The organism is Pseudomonas sp. RA_35y_Pfl2_P32 (genome assembly GCF_963970735.1).
GTDB lineage: Bacteria > Pseudomonadota > Gammaproteobacteria > Pseudomonadales > Pseudomonadaceae > Aquipseudomonas.
In genome coordinates this window covers 1-15,506 of sequence record NZ_CAXAQF010000041.1, presented here as the reverse complement: position 1 = coordinate 15,506, position 15,506 = coordinate 1, and the positions used below count along the sequence as shown (strand labels likewise).

The 15,506-nt window shown below is 57.1% G+C and carries 18 protein-coding genes and 3 pseudogenes; 7 read left to right on the top strand and 14 right to left on the bottom strand.

What is annotated here, in order from left to right:
- Nucleotides 1-183 (top strand): annotated as a pseudogene (locus AACY45_RS29375) (tetratricopeptide repeat protein); the annotation flags it as partial.
- Nucleotides 184-920: 737 nt separating this feature from the next.
- Nucleotides 921-1,115 carry a DUF2188 domain-containing protein gene (locus tag AACY45_RS26635; protein ID WP_339548406.1) on the top strand — a complete coding sequence of 65 codons (195 nt, stop codon included), beginning with the start codon at nt 921-923 and terminating at the stop codon, nt 1,113-1,115.
- A 98-nt stretch (nt 1,116-1,213) separates the two neighbouring features.
- On the opposite strand, the gene AACY45_RS26630 is transcribed toward AACY45_RS26635, so the two are convergent.
- Together AACY45_RS26630 and AACY45_RS26625 are read right to left on the bottom strand one after the other, a co-directional pair.
- On the bottom strand, nt 1,214-1,396 hold the full coding sequence (locus AACY45_RS26630) for a hypothetical protein (protein WP_339548405.1): 183 nt from the start codon (nt 1,394-1,396) through the stop codon (nt 1,214-1,216).
- A gap of 96 nt (nt 1,397-1,492) precedes the next feature.
- The gene (locus AACY45_RS26625; protein ID WP_339548404.1) at nt 1,493-2,209 is read right to left on the bottom strand and encodes an SOS response-associated peptidase family protein; all 717 of its coding nucleotides are present in this window, start codon (nt 2,207-2,209) and stop codon (nt 1,493-1,495) included.
- A 145-nt stretch (nt 2,210-2,354) separates the two neighbouring features.
- Between AACY45_RS26625 and AACY45_RS26620 the strand changes: the two genes are divergently transcribed.
- Nucleotides 2,355-2,804 carry a GNAT family N-acetyltransferase gene (locus AACY45_RS26620; RefSeq protein WP_339548402.1) on the top strand — a complete coding sequence of 150 codons (450 nt, stop codon included), beginning with the start codon at nt 2,355-2,357 and terminating at the stop codon, nt 2,802-2,804.
- A gap of 11 nt (nt 2,805-2,815) precedes the next feature.
- Here the strand turns inward: AACY45_RS26620 and AACY45_RS26615 are convergent, their stop codons facing one another.
- Both AACY45_RS26615 and AACY45_RS26610 read right to left on the bottom strand, forming a co-directional pair.
- Nucleotides 2,816-3,478, bottom strand: coding sequence for an SOS response-associated peptidase family protein (locus AACY45_RS26615; protein ID WP_339548401.1), 663 nt, complete (start codon nt 3,476-3,478; stop codon nt 2,816-2,818).
- 251 nt (nt 3,479-3,729) lie between these two features.
- Nucleotides 3,730-4,962: an acyl-CoA dehydrogenase family protein gene (locus AACY45_RS26610; RefSeq protein WP_339548400.1), complete on the bottom strand. Its 1,233-nt coding sequence runs from the start codon at nt 4,960-4,962 to the stop codon at nt 3,730-3,732.
- Between the two features lie 393 nt (nt 4,963-5,355).
- Between AACY45_RS26610 and sfnG the strand changes: the two genes are divergently transcribed.
- Entirely contained in the window at nt 5,356-6,456 is a 1,101-nt protein-coding gene (gene sfnG / locus AACY45_RS26605; protein WP_339548399.1) for a dimethylsulfone monooxygenase SfnG, read from the top strand.
- 44 nt (nt 6,457-6,500) lie between these two features.
- Here sfnG and AACY45_RS26600 read toward each other — a convergent pair whose 3' ends face one another.
- The 7 genes and pseudogenes from AACY45_RS26600 to AACY45_RS26570 form a co-directional block, all read right to left on the bottom strand.
- A complete protein-coding gene (locus AACY45_RS26600) occupies nt 6,501-7,604 on the bottom strand; it encodes a sigma-54 interaction domain-containing protein (RefSeq protein ID WP_339548398.1) in 1,104 nt (367 codons plus the stop codon).
- 72 nt (nt 7,605-7,676) lie between these two features.
- A pseudogene (locus AACY45_RS26595) lies at nt 7,677-7,793 on the bottom strand (hypothetical protein); the annotation flags it as partial.
- Between the two features lie 339 nt (nt 7,794-8,132).
- Nucleotides 8,133-8,336: a hypothetical protein gene (locus AACY45_RS26590; RefSeq protein ID WP_339548397.1), complete on the bottom strand. Its 204-nt coding sequence runs from the start codon at nt 8,334-8,336 to the stop codon at nt 8,133-8,135.
- 62 nt (nt 8,337-8,398) lie between these two features.
- Complete coding sequence (locus AACY45_RS26585; RefSeq protein WP_339548396.1) at nt 8,399-9,043, bottom strand: NAD-dependent DNA ligase; 645 nt, start codon at nt 9,041-9,043, stop codon at nt 8,399-8,401.
- A 476-nt stretch (nt 9,044-9,519) separates the two neighbouring features.
- Nucleotides 9,520-10,569, bottom strand: a complete 1,050-nt coding sequence (locus AACY45_RS26580; protein WP_339548394.1) for a tyrosine-type recombinase/integrase — start codon at nt 10,567-10,569, stop codon at nt 9,520-9,522.
- A 1-nt stretch (nt 10,570) separates the two neighbouring features.
- Nucleotides 10,571-10,813, bottom strand: a complete 243-nt coding sequence (locus AACY45_RS26575; protein ID WP_339548393.1) for a DUF4224 domain-containing protein — start codon at nt 10,811-10,813, stop codon at nt 10,571-10,573.
- A 44-nt stretch (nt 10,814-10,857) separates the two neighbouring features.
- On the bottom strand, nt 10,858-11,289 hold the full coding sequence (locus AACY45_RS26570; protein WP_339548391.1) for a hypothetical protein: 432 nt from the start codon (nt 11,287-11,289) through the stop codon (nt 10,858-10,860).
- A gap of 388 nt (nt 11,290-11,677) precedes the next feature.
- Between AACY45_RS26570 and AACY45_RS26565 the strand changes: the two genes are divergently transcribed.
- Nucleotides 11,678-12,916, top strand: a complete 1,239-nt coding sequence (locus AACY45_RS26565; protein WP_339548390.1) for an ATP-binding protein — start codon at nt 11,678-11,680, stop codon at nt 12,914-12,916.
- Nucleotides 12,917-13,051: 135 nt separating this feature from the next.
- Nucleotides 13,052-13,552 (top strand): hypothetical protein, encoded by a 501-nt coding sequence (locus AACY45_RS26560; protein WP_339548389.1) that lies wholly within the window; start codon nt 13,052-13,054, stop codon nt 13,550-13,552.
- Here the strand turns inward: AACY45_RS26560 and AACY45_RS26555 are convergent.
- The gene (locus tag AACY45_RS26555; protein WP_339548408.1) at nt 13,533-13,814 is read right to left on the bottom strand and encodes a hypothetical protein; all 282 of its coding nucleotides are present in this window, start codon (nt 13,812-13,814) and stop codon (nt 13,533-13,535) included. The two genes, AACY45_RS26560 and AACY45_RS26555, sit on opposite strands and share 20 nt — an antisense overlap.
- 49 nt (nt 13,815-13,863) lie before the next feature.
- On the opposite strand from AACY45_RS26555, the gene AACY45_RS26550 reads away from it, so the two are divergent.
- The gene (locus AACY45_RS26550) at nt 13,864-14,736 is read left to right on the top strand and encodes a hypothetical protein (RefSeq protein WP_339548388.1); all 873 of its coding nucleotides are present in this window, start codon (nt 13,864-13,866) and stop codon (nt 14,734-14,736) included.
- Between the two features lie 62 nt (nt 14,737-14,798).
- Here AACY45_RS26550 and AACY45_RS26545 read toward each other — a convergent pair.
- Both AACY45_RS26545 and AACY45_RS26540 read right to left on the bottom strand, forming a co-directional pair.
- Nucleotides 14,799-15,383, bottom strand: a pseudogene (locus AACY45_RS26545) (DUF2303 family protein); the annotation flags it as partial.
- Nucleotides 15,384-15,397: 14 nt separating this feature from the next.
- A partial coding sequence (locus AACY45_RS26540) for an IS3 family transposase (RefSeq protein ID WP_146427598.1) occupies nt 15,398-15,506 on the bottom strand: 109 nt, incomplete at its 5' end.

Genomic DNA, 15,506 nt, shown 5'->3' with positions numbered 1-15,506 from the left:
TCATTTGAGTTGCCGCGAGATAAGCAAGACGACCAAATGGCCGAACCATACTTTCGATGCGCTGGAGCTCAACACATCCCAGAAGCGATTATAGAAACGGCCGCATTCTATAAAATCGCTAAAAAAAACAAGCCTCTTGCATTGTTTTATTATCAGCTTTTCGGCTCAGCCGGAACCTGTTGATAATTTTGGTTATAAACCGGATCCCAAACTTCATGAGATCTATTACGGTCTATGGAATCAATTACGGGCCGACAGAAGTCTACGCTTCCCCAACCTCATGAAAGACCACCCGCTACCCGCTCACCCCATACAAGGCTTTGACGCCGAGCATCCGGACCGCCGACCTGAGATATGAGCGATCTCACCAAACTGGAAAGTCGTAGGTACCTGCCTGGACGATTCATTGAGGCAACGTTTTTATGTGCCGTCGGTCTGTTGGGAATACTCCCTACATATTCCAGGCAGCGCGCTCACCAGGGATGAGCACGAAGATGATATGGCTGAAGGTTATTACCGATGCGCGGGGGCTCAAGAGAAGGCAGATGTCATGTCAATAACATCGTCATTTTTATAAGAATGCCAAACAGAATTTGCCACGTTCACTGTCTACCATCAGCGAGCGGCCTCGTTCGGGAGTTCTACGGGGTTAAGCAATACAAAAAAAGCCCGCATAGAGTGTGCGGGCTGAATGTTCCTTGGATGTGCGCGCTGACTATAAGGGGCGCACTGGTCGCCCAGGGTGAAGAATTTGTCATGTTCCTGGCCGTTCGTCCGCTGGCCAGCACCTTAGGCGGCTGGCCCTCTCAAAGCGGTATGGCTCGTGCGTTGGACTCGCGACCGTTCACCCACTGGTGTCCACGACGAGAAGCGGCGGGTGTAAGTTGATTGCGGGCTTATCGACTTCAATGGAGGTGGCTATGAGTTTGCCCATGCTGAGAAAAATGCACATGAATGGTTATGAGCTGGTAAGCGTCAACAGCGGCCCCTGGCGGGTCTGCACGCAACACGACCGGATCGCTACCTTCGCCACGCGGGAAGAGGCACTGGCATTTGCGGCCGCATTGCCAGGTTACAAACCCCGCATGGCATCGGCCATCAACGTCAACCGATAGATGCGAGCGGGCTCGCGATGGGCCTCAACCAGCGTGCGGGCGTGCTCAATCAACGCCGCGTGCTTGAGTCCATCGCGAACCGGCCCGCTGTTGTATCTTCATGATTTGCGCCGGTCAGGGCCGGTCGGATTGCCGGTGTCGAGCAGTCGGCGCTCTATCAGCACATTCTGCAGGGCCTGGCGGTCGGTAGGAGCCAACTGATGCTGGCGTGCCTTGAGTTCTAGCAGAATCGGGGTGGACCAGGTGCGATAGGTCCGCTCGGCCTGTTGAATCGGGTTCATCTTCGTCTCCCAGACAAGATGTTTCACGAGAAGGGCAGCAGGGCATACCGCGCACAGGCTAGTCGAGAAACCCGCCACTCGCCAGGCGCTGCCTGGTCAGCCATTACCCTTTTCATCGCCGCCCCTGAGGACTTTGCCGATGGGCGTGAGCAACCCCGGATAGTGGTTGCGCACGTTGCCAATGGCACTGTCGACTTTGAACCATTCAAAGGCCTCGGCAGGCTCCGCTTCGTGCAGCACCCTCTGTTCCGCACGTTCCTTGGGCATCCCCAGGTTGAGCCACTCCCGGGCCAGTTCCGGGGACAGCACCAGCGGGCGCCGGTCATGCAGGTCGACCATGCCGCCAACGCTGTCGGCGGTGATGATCACAAAGCCGTCATCGGGTCGCGGATCGCGCCCACCCGCCGGGTATTGGCCAATGGCGGCACACAGAATAGGTGCCCGGTCACGGCGGCGGATCAGGTAGGGCTGTTTGTTCGGACCGCCTTCGTAGACCCACTCGAACCAGTTATCGATGGGGGTGATGGCGCGATGTGGCCAGATCGCCCGGAAGAACGAGCCGTGGGCCACTTTTTCCACCCGGGCGTTGATCGGCAAGGCGTGGTCAGTGGACCAATGGGGTCGCCATCCCCAGCGCACCCGATCGGCGTGCAGTGTTTCCCCTTCGAGATGAATCAGGGCGGCTTGGGTGGTGGGCGCGACGTTGTACTGCGCCAGAGCCTCGTCGCCCAGGGTATTGACCAGGGCGTTGGGCATACCGAGGGCCGCGACAAAGTCGTGAATGCCTCGGTACTGTGAAAGTCTTCCGCACATTGGAAAGCCCTCCGCTGGAGCTTTGAGCTTAGTCCAAGGGTGAGCGCAGAGTTCTGGCCTGGGTTACAGATCTCCAACAATCAATCTGTTTATCCCGCCCCCGGCGCCTTTCTACAATGGCGCATGATCTTCAGGAGATAGGCAGATGGGTGTGCGCACGCGTATGGCCACGGTGGACGATGTCGAAAGCTTGTTTGAGATTCGCACGTCAGTGGCGCAGAACCACCTGAGCCGGGAGCAGATGGACGCCCTGGGCATAACGCCACAAGTGTTGTGTTCGGCGATCAAGGAGGGCCCTTGTGTGTGGATCGCCGAAGTCGATGAGCGGCCGGTGGCGTTCTCCATGATTGACCGGGACGAAGGCGAGGTATTTGCCATGTTTGTCCGCCCGGCCTATGAGAATAGAGGGCTGGGGCGCCTGTTGATGGCCGCCGCCGAAGCCGAGCTGTTCCAGGCCCATGAGCGTATTTTCCTGGTGACTGACGGCCGCCAGGAAATCCGCGCCAACGGTTTTTATCAGCGCCTGGGCTGGACGGTCGTGGCCAGGGTGGATGCCCAGGATGTGCGTTATGAAAAACGCCGACCCTCATCGTGACAGCGCTTAGCTCACGCTGAACGTCGCAATTGGCGGCTGCTGTTGTTCAGGGCCAGGTTGACTTTGCGCCACTCGAATGCCGAGTCGGGCAGGCAATGGTGCCGGACGAGGGCTTCGGCACGTGTCGGCGAAAGCAGGGGGTCGAGCCATTCGTTGGCCAGTTCGGGCTCCAGCACCCGTGGGCGCCGGCCTTGGTGTTCACCGGCGGTGGTGATAATCACAAAGCCCCCGCCGCGTTGTGCGGCCAGTCCCCGATGCACCTGGGCCAGTGCGGCGAAGAACATTGGCCGGCGATTTTTCAGGCGCATGAAGTACAGGTCTGGAGAGTGGGGGGCCTGCGGCTGCGCGACCCATTGGTACCAGCCGTCGCTGGGCACCACCGCCCGGGCATTGGGCCAGAGCAAGCGCAGGTCCGTCTGCGTGCCGAGGGTTTCCAGTGGCAGTTCCAGCGAATCAGTCTGCTTGCCCCGTGCCCCAAAAGGCGCCCAGCCCCAACGCACGGCATCAATATGCAGCCCGTCCTCGCAGCCGTGCAATACCTGCGCGCACTGGGCTGGCGCGACGTTAACCGGCTGGGGTGACTGGCGCGGGCTACCCGTCGGCACCTCACCCTGGGGGTTTAACGCTGTGATGAAGGCCGCCATGCGCCCGTGTTGAACGAAATGCCCATCCATAGTTCACCTGTCCGTCGGATACTCGCTGCCCAAAATAGACCTGCCGCTTTCCCGATCTTGAGCGGGTATCGGGTCATAGCGGTTGAAGCCAATGCAAATCCAGGGCCAGTGCGGCGATGAAGGGCAACTTCGCTGCAACGCAACCTCTGTAGGTGCACGGCTTGCCCGTGATGACAGCTGTCAGTCCGCCATCGCCGGCAAGCCGTGCTCCCACAGGATGTGCACGCACCTAATTGGCGGCCATCCGCGCTTTACTTCGACCCGGCGCCGATCTGCCAGACGTAGGGCGGTTCGGTGCCGTTGATTTCCCAGTCGCCGATGATCCGCTCCTTGTAGATCAGCGGGTTGTGCGAGGCGGCGGTGCGTGCGTTGCGCCAGTGCCGATCGAAGGCCTTGGTGGTGCTGGTGGCCGAAGCGCTGAGGGCGTTGAACAGGTCGCTGGTGGCGCGCAGCACCAGGTCGGCGATCACCACCTGGGCCTGGGCCGATTCCAGTTCGGCGGCGATGTTGGCCGCGCGCTCGGCGACCGGGTCCTGGGCGAAGCGGCTTTCGTACGCCAACTGCAAGGCCGTCGCCGCGCGCAGGGTAGTGGCGTGGGCGGCGTAGACCTGCGCCGAAGCCTTGCCCAACACCTGCTGCACCTGGACGTCCTGACTGACGTGGCTGGCATTGCCGGTGCTGAAGACGCGCGTGCGGGTGCGCACTTCTTCGCTGATGTCGCGCACGGCGGCGCGGCCGGCACCGGTCTGGACCGCCAGCAGCACCAGTTGATAGAAGGCCGTCTGGTATTTGAAGCGGGTGGCGAAGTCCAACAGGTTCTCAGGCTCCACCACGGCGTTGACGAACACCGAGGTACCGCTGCCGGTGGTGCGCTGGCCGAAACCATCCCAATCGTCGTTCTGGCTGATGCCCGGCTGTTGCACGCGTACGGCGGCGATGACGTCGGCACCGGTGTCATCGCGCTGGGCGTAGAGGTCGATCCAATCGGCGAAGATGCTGCCGGTGCTGTAGTACTTGGTGCCATTGACCACCCACTGCTCATCCAGGCGCGAGACCCGGGTGCCGACCTCGCCGATCTTCACGCTGCCGACTTCGGTCCAGGCATTGCCTACCAGTTCACCCTGGACAAAACGCTGGAACCAGACGTCCTGCGGCGCGTCGGCCTGGGCGTTGAGGCGGTCCTCGACAAACGCGAAGTGACCGCGCAAGGCCTGGGGCAGGTTGGAGTCGGCGGCGGCGAGTTCGATCAGCAGTTCGAACAATTGCGGCAGCGTCGCGCCCGCGCCACCGTACTGCAGAGGGACGCGCACGGCGCCAAAGCCGGCTTCCTTGAGCCATTGCACAGGTTCAAAGGGCAGGCTGCGACTGTGCTCGCGCTGCAGTGCGCCAGCGGCGATGCGCGCGAAGATCGGTCGGAAGCGTTCGGCCAGGGCCTGGTAGTCGGCGCCACTGGCAAGGGGCAGGTGCTGTTGCTGAACAGTCATGGGGCAGTTCCTTAATCGAAGGCAAGAGACGCAACAGGGCAGTGCAGCTGTTGCGTCCTGCTGCCAGTGCACAGGTCGTGCCTGGTACACCAAATCGTGTGATTGCGCGGGGCGCGCCGGGATTTTTGCTGCGCACGGCTGTCGCCTGGCGGGCAACTTGCTCAAGTGCTGACCGCCCGGCAACAGCAGTCGGCGCGCGTTGCGTGGAAAGGGCCCGCCAGCCCGTGTTGTGCAGGCAACAGGTGATCAACAGCCTGTGCGCTGGGGGACACTTTGGTTTTTCATGATCAATCATTAAGTTATTGATTATTAATGATTAATTGAGGTGGCACGGTTGCTGCTCAAGCCCTGGTGCAGGTGCCACAGTGGCACCTGCCAGCAGGAGTACATGCAATGAGCCAGGACAACATCAAGTTTGCCTATTGGGTGCCCAATGTCAGCGGTGGGCTGGTGGTCAGCAAGATCGAACAGCGCACCAGTTGGGACATCGACTACAACCACAAGCTGGCGCGGATCGCCGAACAGGCCGGCTTCGAATACGCCTTGTCGCAGATCCGCTTCACCGCCGGTTATGGCGCGCAAAACCAGCACGAATCAGTGACCATCAGCCATGCATTGTTGGCTGCCACCGAAAAGCTCAAGGTCATCGCCGCGATCCTGCCGGGCCCCTGGAGTCCGGTGTTGGCAGCCAAACAGTTGGCGACCATCGACCAGTTCACCCATGGCCGGGTGGCGGTCAATATTGTCTCGGGCTGGTTCAAAGGAGAGTTTCGCGCGATTGGCGAGCCCTGGCTGGATCATGATGAGCGCTATCGTCGTTCCGAAGAGTTCATCCAGGCGCTGAAGGGCATCTGGACCCAGGATAACTTCACTTTCCAGGGGGATTTCTACCGCTTCCATAACTACACACTCAAACCCAAGCCGCTGCAGCAACCGCACCCGGAAATCTTTCAGGGGGGCAGCTCACGCGCCGCGCGGGACATGGCTTCGCGGGTCTCGGACTGGTACTTCACCAACGGCAACACGGTGGAAGGGATCAAGGCTCAGGTCGACGATATCCGCGCCAAGGCGGCGGTCAATGGCCACTCGGTGAAGATCGGCGTGAATGCCTTTGTCATCGCCCGTGATACCGAAGCGCAGGCGCGCGCGGTGTTGCAGGAGATCATCGCCAAGGCCGATCCGGAAGCGGTCAACGGGTTTGGTGGCGAGGCGAAAAACGCCGGAGCCTCCAGCCCCGAAGGCGAAGGTAACTGGGCCAAGTCAACCTTCGAAGACCTGGTGCAGTACAACGATGGTTTCAAGACCAATCTGATCGGGACACCGCAGCAGATTGCCGAACGCATCGTCGCTCTCAAGGCAGTGGGCGTGGACCTGGTGCTCAGTGGTTTCCTGCATTTTCACGAAGAGGTGGAGTACTTCGGCCGCAAGGTGTTGCCGCTGGTGCGTGAGCTGGAGCGCGAGGCGCTCGCGACCCAGTCTGCAGCACTGGCGTAAGGACAGAGGGGATTGTTTTGCCCGAATGAGCCCGGTGGCCGGGCTCAGATCGACAGGTTGGCGACTTTCACCGCCTGCCCAGCCTGGGTCGGGCGGCGCTTGTTGACCACCAACTCGCCGGCCTTGATTAGCATCGCCCGGGTGATGTTGCGACTCAGCCCCAGCAGGCTCGCGGTGTGCACCTGGTTGCAGTGGCTGAAGCGATAGGCCGCGCGCAGCAACGCGCGCTCGACCCGCTCATGAAGGGCGCCGCTTTCTTCTTCGAACAGGCGCTGGAAGGCCTGTTGCAACAAGGCGTCAGCGCTGTTTTCGGTGGCACTGCGGTTGCCGTCCGGGCGCTCGATGCGCAGGTTGGACAGGTGCAGGTCATGGACGCGGATCAGGTGGTTGCGGCAGATCAGCAGGGTATGGTGAATGACGTTTTCCAGTTCGCGGATATTGCCCGGCCAGGAGTACCCCACCAGCTTCTGCTCGGCCTCATTGTCCAGCGCCACTTCACCGTAACCCAAGCGGCGGCTGTACTCGGCGATGAAGTGACGGATCAGCGGTAGGATGTCCCCAGGCCGCTCGCGCAATGGACTCAGTTCCAGGCTGACCACGTTCAGCCGGTAGTACAGGTCCTCGCGAAAATGCCCGGCGTTGATGGCTTTTTCCAGTTGCACGTTGGTTGCCGCCAGCACCCGCACATCAATGGGGATGCTTTTACGCGAGCCCAGGCGCACCACCTCACGCTCCTGCAGTACCCGCAGCAATTTGACCTGGATCGGCATGGGCAAATCGCCGATCTCATCGAGGAACAGGGTGCCGCCGTTGGCTTCCTCGAACCAGCCGGCCTTGGCGCTGAGGGCTCCGGTGAAGGCGCCTTTCTCGTGGCCGAACAGTTCGGCTTCCACCAGGCTTTCGGAAAACGCGCCGCAGTTGACCGCGATAAACGGCTGGGTGCTCCGGGCGCTGAGGTTGTGCAGGTGACGGGCCACCAGTTCCTTGCCGGTCCCGGTTTCGCCGATGATCAACACGCTGGCATCACTGGGGGCGACTTGTTGCAGGTGCGCCAGCAGCGCCTGGGATTTTGGGTCTTCGAACACTTGCGCGGTGGCGCGTATCGAGGTGGCGAGGGCGGGTGAGGGCGGCAGCGTGAGTAGTTGCATGGTCGAGCCTATGAGGAGAAGGGCGGCGTGGCCAGGACTGTGTTGAGCGCCCAGTCCCCCAGGTCGCGGAGCTTCAGCGACAAGCGCCTGGACCAGCACCAGGGTGCGCGAAGGGCGGAAGGATCCACCGGGGACGGCAACGACTTTGAGTGGGGGCTCATGGGCTCTGTTCCTGTTCGAATAGGGGATGTACAGCCGTCAGAGCAAGAATCGTTACGTTGGTTGAATATTCATATAAATCATAAGCTTATGATGATCCTCCACAGTAACTACGGTCGCGTGGGCAGCGAGCTGTTGGGCGACAGTTGTCCACGCAACAGCGGTGGATCGCTGTTGCTGGGGCAACATTGCGCAGCTCATGGGGTGGAATGTAAATGATCTAAAAAATATCCAATAAATACTTTTTAGTTATTAGCTTAAGACCATCCCTGGCCCTTTTCAGAACGAGATTCATCGAGTTCGCGCGTGTTCCGGGACGTCTTGGGTGATGGCGCGTTGGTCGGCATCGCCATTGAATCCCTGGCGGCCTCAATGCAGTACTCTGCGACTTTCGCCAATCCTTATTCGATCCAGTGCCCGGTTCAGAGCATCCAATGCATCCAGAAGGGCTTTCGCCTCGGCCTCCCGGCCATCTCCCCATAGGCGTTCGGCCATTTTGTTCAGGGCCTGGATCGATCGCTCAATGTCAGCAGCGGTTGCTGTCACTTTATTTTCCGGTTGTATGTTTGGCATTCAGTAACCCTTGCAGGGCATCGCATGGCAGCAGGTCGTGGCGGACTATCCAGCTCATCAAATCAGCCAAACAGCGCGCGCTGCCATTGTTGCTCACCAATGATGGCGATAGGGGCGCCGGTCTCTCTGAGCTCGACCGCTTTGATTATCTTTGTCCCATAGGTGCTATGGCGCCACTGGTCATTGCCAATGCTGCCAACCACCAGGTAATGAATTTTCTTGCTGACACCGCCACCGATGATGCCACCGCGCTCCTCTACCAGGGCCTGACAGTCTTTTCGAGGTCCGTACGCCATGATTCCGGTGAAAACAAACAATCTGCCATCCCAGGCGATCTCGGGTTCAGGTCGATTGAAGGGGAGGTCATTGGGAGGGGTGAAAGTTTGATCGCCAGCCTTGGGTTTTTCGGTACTCAGGCCCGAAAACCCTTGCAGCAGGCCGATAAGCTCAAGGGACTCGTCTGCATCCAGCACCCCATCCAAGAGCATATTGGAGAGACGCGAATAAAGTAGATTGATGACCGGATCATCGAGGTGGGCCAGGTTCGTCTCCAGCCAATCCCTGAGGAACAGCCCTTCGGCGGTCGATACGACGCCGTCGGCGGCGAGGCCTGCGGCCAAGCCAACCAGTGCGTCAGCTGAACGCCTGTCTATCCGCGAGCGATGGAAGTACTTGCTCCGCTCGAACTCACCGTGAATGTCGGTCATCTGAATTCCTTTTCGTGATGTGATGCAGCGAGAACGGCAAGTATCCACCGCGCCAGATGTCGACATCAACCCGGAGAGCGTTGTTTCTGGATACGCCATTACGCGGTTTGGTTTCGCGGGTTTGGCATCGAGAATCAGGGCGAATGGGAGTGGTGTTCGTTTGGCAGGACACCAGGGAATCAACAATAGTTTCTGGCTGTTGCATAAGGGAAAATCAGCGCAGGGGCGACGGAAAAGCCAAACTCCAGAAACGACAAAGCCCTGAAAAATCAGGGCTTTGTCGTATAAATGTGGCGGAAGCGTAGAGATTCGAACTCTAGGATAGTTGCCCATCGACGGTTTTCAAGACCGATATGTAAAGCAGCTAGAACTGCGGCCTTCAGGTTGATTTCTGTTCCATTACTTTCATTTTCCAGCATCGCTACAGACCGCATTCTACAAGGGTCGCGGTTCGAGTTATGGAACAGGTTTTCAGGCTATTTCGAGGGCTGCGCGATGGCTCCGATGCGGCGGTAAACCCGCTCGGTAATGTCGCCCTTGGTGTGCCCCAAGAGCACGCTGGCGTCATCGATGTCTTTGATCTCCGAGGCGGCCTTGGGTCGAATGTCGCGAAACTGAAACTCCGCAATCCGTCCCGCCAAAAGCGCGTCACCACCCTCGACAGCCGCCTGCTTCGCTTTTTCCCTCGCCTCATCCCACCGCTTGCGCAACATCGCCGCGGTCATCCTCTTGCCCCTCTGGCTCACGATCAGATAGCTGGAAACGTGCTGAGCGTTTCGCGTAGCAATCTGCGCTACCAGCAAGCCCAGGCTATTCGCCACCCCGTTGTTCACCATCTGGATCCGCAGCTTCTTGCCGGTTTTGTTTTGCTGAACCAACAAAAAACCGCCTTCGACATCATCCCGGCGCATGACCAGCACATCAGCGGGGCGCTGCCCGGTCAAATAGGCCAGGTCCATGGCGTCTTTGAGTTCCTGCCCTGCCTTCAGGTAGACCGCATTCCACACCACGTCATTCGCGTAATAGTCTCGCGGCGTCTCCTTGTTCTTGCGCACGCCTTGGCACGGATTTTCCCGGGTGGTCAGACCCCACTCTCGAGCCATGTTGAACACATGGGACAGGGTCGCGAGTTCGCGATTCGCCCGGACCTTGGCCGATCGCGCATCTCGATACCCGGCAATAGTCGCCGGGGTGATCGAGTCGATGGGGGCGCTGTCGAACATGGGCCGGAGCTGCTTGATCTCCGCCAGGTTGTCTTTCTGGGTCCGCGGGGCTTTCTTCGGGATGATGTCACGGATGTACCTGTCGAATATGCCCTTCATAGTGCGAAGGTCCAGGGGTTTCTCTTTGGCTTCTAGCTCGGCCCACTTGATTCTGGCCTTATCCAGATCCTTGCCCAGAGGGATGTCCTTCCCCAATAGGTCGCGGTAGTAGTACGCGGTCCATAACTTGCCGCTTTTGCGCTTTCTGGACCGCTGGTACATCCGAGGGGGGAGGTGGTGGTTCTCCGTATTCCGGGGTCGCATATCAGTTCACTCGCGAAAAGTCGGGCGTCCATGCCGGCGCCATCGGAGGAGGGTTGGGGTCGGCGATGGTTGGGGAGATCATGCCCAACTTCATGCGGGCGTACATCCGGCCAACCAGCGGCCGTTTACCCCGGCTTTCAACGAACACCCACTGACGATCGACCAACCAGCGGCGCTGGTAGGCTCGGGCCTTGTAGCCCGTTAGATCTGCGAGTTCATCGTCTGATAGGATTTCGGTTTCCATGGTCATGCTCCATGCCGCGCGTGGCCGCAGAAGGTGGGGAGAGTTTATTCGTCGTAGGAATCGGGGTCGTCATCACCGTCATGGCTCACGCTGATAGGCAGTTCGCCCAAGCGTTCTAAAGCCAGAACAAGTCCGATACGCAAGCCTTTGGCCATGTCCTTCGAGAGCACAATCTCGACTGGTTCATGTGTCCCAAGTTGAAGCGTCACACCTTCCTTGGCGTTGTCGCTGACCATCTTCAGCTGGTCGGCCTGGCGTTTGTGCCAGGCAAGCAGCGCCTCGATCATCTCGCCTACGTCATGCGGGGCGCCGACAGAACCTGCGAGGCCGGCAGTAACCAGCTTCTCCAGTTCTTCCTTTTCCTCTTCGGCTAGCTCGAGCTGGTTATCGGCAGCGAATGGGCCGCCAACCATTGACCAGCTACTAGCGAATACCTCGGCCTGCTCCATGATTGATTTAATTGTTTTTTCGGACATGCGAATTCCTCGCCCGCCGTACACCGGCAGGCTGGTGGGTTGATTGTGAAAATCAGATGAGGGGTTCAAATCAGATTGAGCAGGTGGGCGATGGTTTGTTGGTTCGCCTCGCCAGTTGCGTACACGCTTTCTCCCCTGAGGTGGCTGGCGGGGCGGCCCCTTAACGCCGCGGCCCCTTGTAGCAGTGCACGTAGGCGAACCAGGCGAGGGCGATCATAGGGATACTCCGTGCAATGGCAGACGGTGATGTTTTATTGCTTGGCGTGAGGGCGATCTATCTGTGTGCCAGTTGACTTGCTTCGAAACCCGATTCTAAATAGCGGTCTTCGTTGCTATGAAGCGCGAAATTGTTCATTGCGCACGCATCACGATTATTAAGGACTACTTTATGAGTAAAATTAACCCTTTCAAACCGAACAGTCCCGTTAGTAGTGGAATGTTTGCGGGTCGTACGAAGGAAATACGAACACTCGAGAAAGGGCTATACCAAACAAAAAATGGCTATCCTTCAAATATCCTGATAACCGGAGAGCGTGGGATTGGCAAGTCATCGTTGATGAATTTGCTAAAGCATCTTGCGGTTGGGGAGATACCTACTGAGTTTGGTAATTTTAATTTTTTAGCAGTCAATGTCGTTATTTCTGAACGTACAAGTTTAGTGACGTTGATACGCTTGATCGAAAGAAGTATTAGTCGTGAGCTTGGCAAAGTTGAAGCTGTTAGGAGCTTTCTGTCTGATACCTGGTCGTTTGTCCAGAGAATAAAGGTAATGGACTCTGGGATCGATAAGGGCGATATTATTGATGATGCTGATGTTGTAATCGATGATTTTGCATATTCGTTGGCTCAAACCTGCAATAGAATATCTAATCCGGAAAAGGGTGAGGCTTCCAAGGATGGAATTCTGTTTATCATCGACGAAGCAGACAATGCCTGCCCAAATTTGCATATCGGATATTTCTTCAAAGCTGTGACAGAAATGCTACATCAGCATAGCTGTGAGCGAGTGATGTTTGTAGTCGCAGGACTTCCAGACGTCGTCGAAAAACTTGCAAAATCTCATGAGTCTTCAATCAGGATTTTTACTCATCTTAATGTTAAGGAGTTAAGTTTCTCTGATACTAAATATGTGTTAGATCGTGGGCTTTCCGCAGGTAACAAACTCAATTCTGAGCAGACGACAATGGGCGACTTTGCGAAAGATCACGTTGCTTCGCTTTCTGAAGGATATCCTCATTTTATTCAACAATTTGCCCATTCCGCTTACGAGCATAATACGGATGGTGAAATTTCGGCAGACGATGTTTTAGAAGGCGCATTCAAGGAAGGTGGAGCGTTAGACTCAATCGGCTCTCGTTACTATGCAGCTGACTATCATTCAAAAATCAAGTCAGATGAATATCGGCAAGTTCTGGCTATTATGGCCGAGAACATGAGTGACTGGATTAAGAAAAGCGAAATTCGGGAAAAGTTTACTGGTGATGATCAAACGCTAACGGATGCCCTGAAGGCCCTTACAACCCGGAAAATCATTCTTAAGAATCCTTCTAAAATGGGTGAGTATCGTCTTCAGCAGCGCGGGTTTGCGCTATGGATTAAGCTCTTTGGTTCGCGGCCAAAAAAGTAAAGTGCGATCGGCGCCTACGCTGATGGAGGTCCAGCTTACGATCGATTTCACTCAAAGTCCCCACTGGCTGGCGTGATTCGTTGAAGTTGGGTATTTGTGTTCGGCCCGGCATGGGGCAGGATCAGGGAGGGTTGCATGAGCACAGAAGACGTTTTTTCTTTCGCCAAGGAAATGACTGATTCAGTTATCTGCCTGCGTGCTGGCGGTCATCACTTACAGGCCGCAATGCTGACCTACGTTGCTATCGAGCAAATGGCTTGGCTCTCGGTGAACCCGTTAAGGTCTGGGCCAGCCGATTTCCAAAATTGGGTTAACACGTACATGCAACCTTATGCACCATTGCCATGCACTGCCCGAGAAATCTGGGAGGCAAGAAATGGTCTTTTACATATGGGTACTGCGGAGTCGTCTGCAAACCGTGATAGCGCTGAAATCAGGCGAGTTTGCTACGTCTATGGCAACACGCCAAAATTAGCTAACAAGTCAGTAGGCGTTGTTTTCGTCAGGGTTGAAGACCTTGTAACAAGCTACTTGACCGGTGTTATGTGGTTCCTAAGTCACCTAGACGGTAACCCAAGCGAACTGCAAGTTGCTGAAGGCAAGATTGCTCGGATGCTCACACAGCGTCCGCTGTAGCCCTAGGTATCGCAGTCGATCCGCAGCGCTTTGCGATCGAGGCCAGCTTCAATTTCCGCGACACGTTTTCTGGTATCACGTATTCGTGTCGCGGCGCCGTGAGCAAGGGAAGGGCGCCGCCCGGGCCCAACGCCAAGCCGGTACCAGCGCCGCCGCCGCCACCGCAGAAGAAATCGACAACGATCTCATCGTCCTGAGTGCTGAAGCCAAGTCCGTATTGGGTTTTGAAATCGAAGGGGTGTTTCTTCTGTTTTGCGGACATAAGGGATCCTCGCCGGTATATTCGGAGCGATTCGAAAGGGAGATGTCAGATGGATCGAGATGAGCTGCTTACAGAGGTGAAGATTTTCAGATCTGCTCTTCAAGATCTGGTGAGGAGTGGTTTTTTTTTCCAGATATCGATCAGCGAGCGCTTTCCATCAGCATGCTGTGATGATGCGTCAGCGTTGTTGGCAACATACCTAAAGGAAAAGGGGTTTCCTGGTGCCCTTAGGATCTCTGGAACGGGCGGCGGGTGCCGGGGTGAACTTTGTTCACACGTTTGGTTAAGGCTTGAACAGTTCCAGATAGATATCACTGGTAGCCAGTTCGAGGAGTACAACCAGCCCGAGATACTAATTGCCGAGCAGGATGACTTTCTCGATACATTTGAGCTGGCAGATGATCCAGAGATAGCGGATTTCCGCGAGAAATTTTCTGATGATCCGTTGTTCAGGGGGTACTTCTCTCAAGCATACAAAGCGCTTGCATCTCACTTGCCGCCATCTAGCGCTGTTCAGTTATATGGGGTATTACGGGGGACCGGCATGGAGCCGGATCAAGGAGACGCAATGAAACGCAATGACGAATTCAAGCCAAAATGCCCAGGCTGCAAGTCTGATGTGTCGAATTTTTGTGCGACTCAGGTGATTGTCGATCGCGCAGATAAACCCATCGCTCTTATGTCCTGCGTGGGTTGCGGCCATGTTATCGGAGCGCTTCCCGAAAACGCACACCAGAAACCTGTCATAGAAACGAAGGTCGCGTCTGCTAAGTCATCTTGCTGCGGCTCTGAGAAGTTTGTCGCGTACCTCGATCGATTCAGTTCCGGCTTAAAGGATCAGCCCGCACTGATTCTTTGTGGTGAGTGCGAAAATACAGTTATCGCGACCCTCCCGGCCACTGACGTTTGGAATGATATTTAACCCGGTGCCGCCCTCCGTAGCCGGAAGCGGCGAATAGGAAGGCCGGTCTCCCGGCCTTGGTGTTACTTCGGATCGAACGCGCCTAGGGACAGAGCAGCGGCATCACCGATCTTGTCCTGCAGCACCGTCTTGAACTCCTGCGCGATGTCTTCGCGCTGAACCTCTTCACCCACCCAGCGCAATTTCAGTGCCGGCACTGCGCCACTGGTGATCACCGAGATTCGCAGATTGATCTGCTGCTCGGTCAGGCCTTCGAACGGGATGGTGCTGAACAGCAGGGCCGCCGGCAGTGTTTCTTTGCTGCGGGCCTCGATCTGGTCCATGGCGCTGCGGCTGGCGCTGGTATCGCCGACGGTGTTTTCGGATTCGCTGGTCGCCTTGACCGTTATGGTTCGAACTGCGGCGATGGCGCGAGCAACCGGAATCGCTTTGCCTTCGTCGTCCACTGGAGTCAGGTACTGGTGCCAGTCCTCGATCCAATCGCTCAAATCCTTCTGCGTCATGGCTCGGCCGCCGATGGATTGGGCAGCCTTGTAACCGGCCGATGCCTTGAGCTTCAGCACCGCGCGGTCATCTGCGTGGCCCGGATTTTCGTCAGTGCCCAGGTTGAACAGCAGCGTGCAGGTCATCTCGTCCTGGTCAATGAATCGCCCCGGATTCTCTAGACACCTTGCAAGCTCATTGCGTAACGCTTTTCAAACTCTACCGGTGACAGCTGATTGTTGAAACCATGGCGGCGTTTTACGTTGTAGAACATCTCGATGTAATCA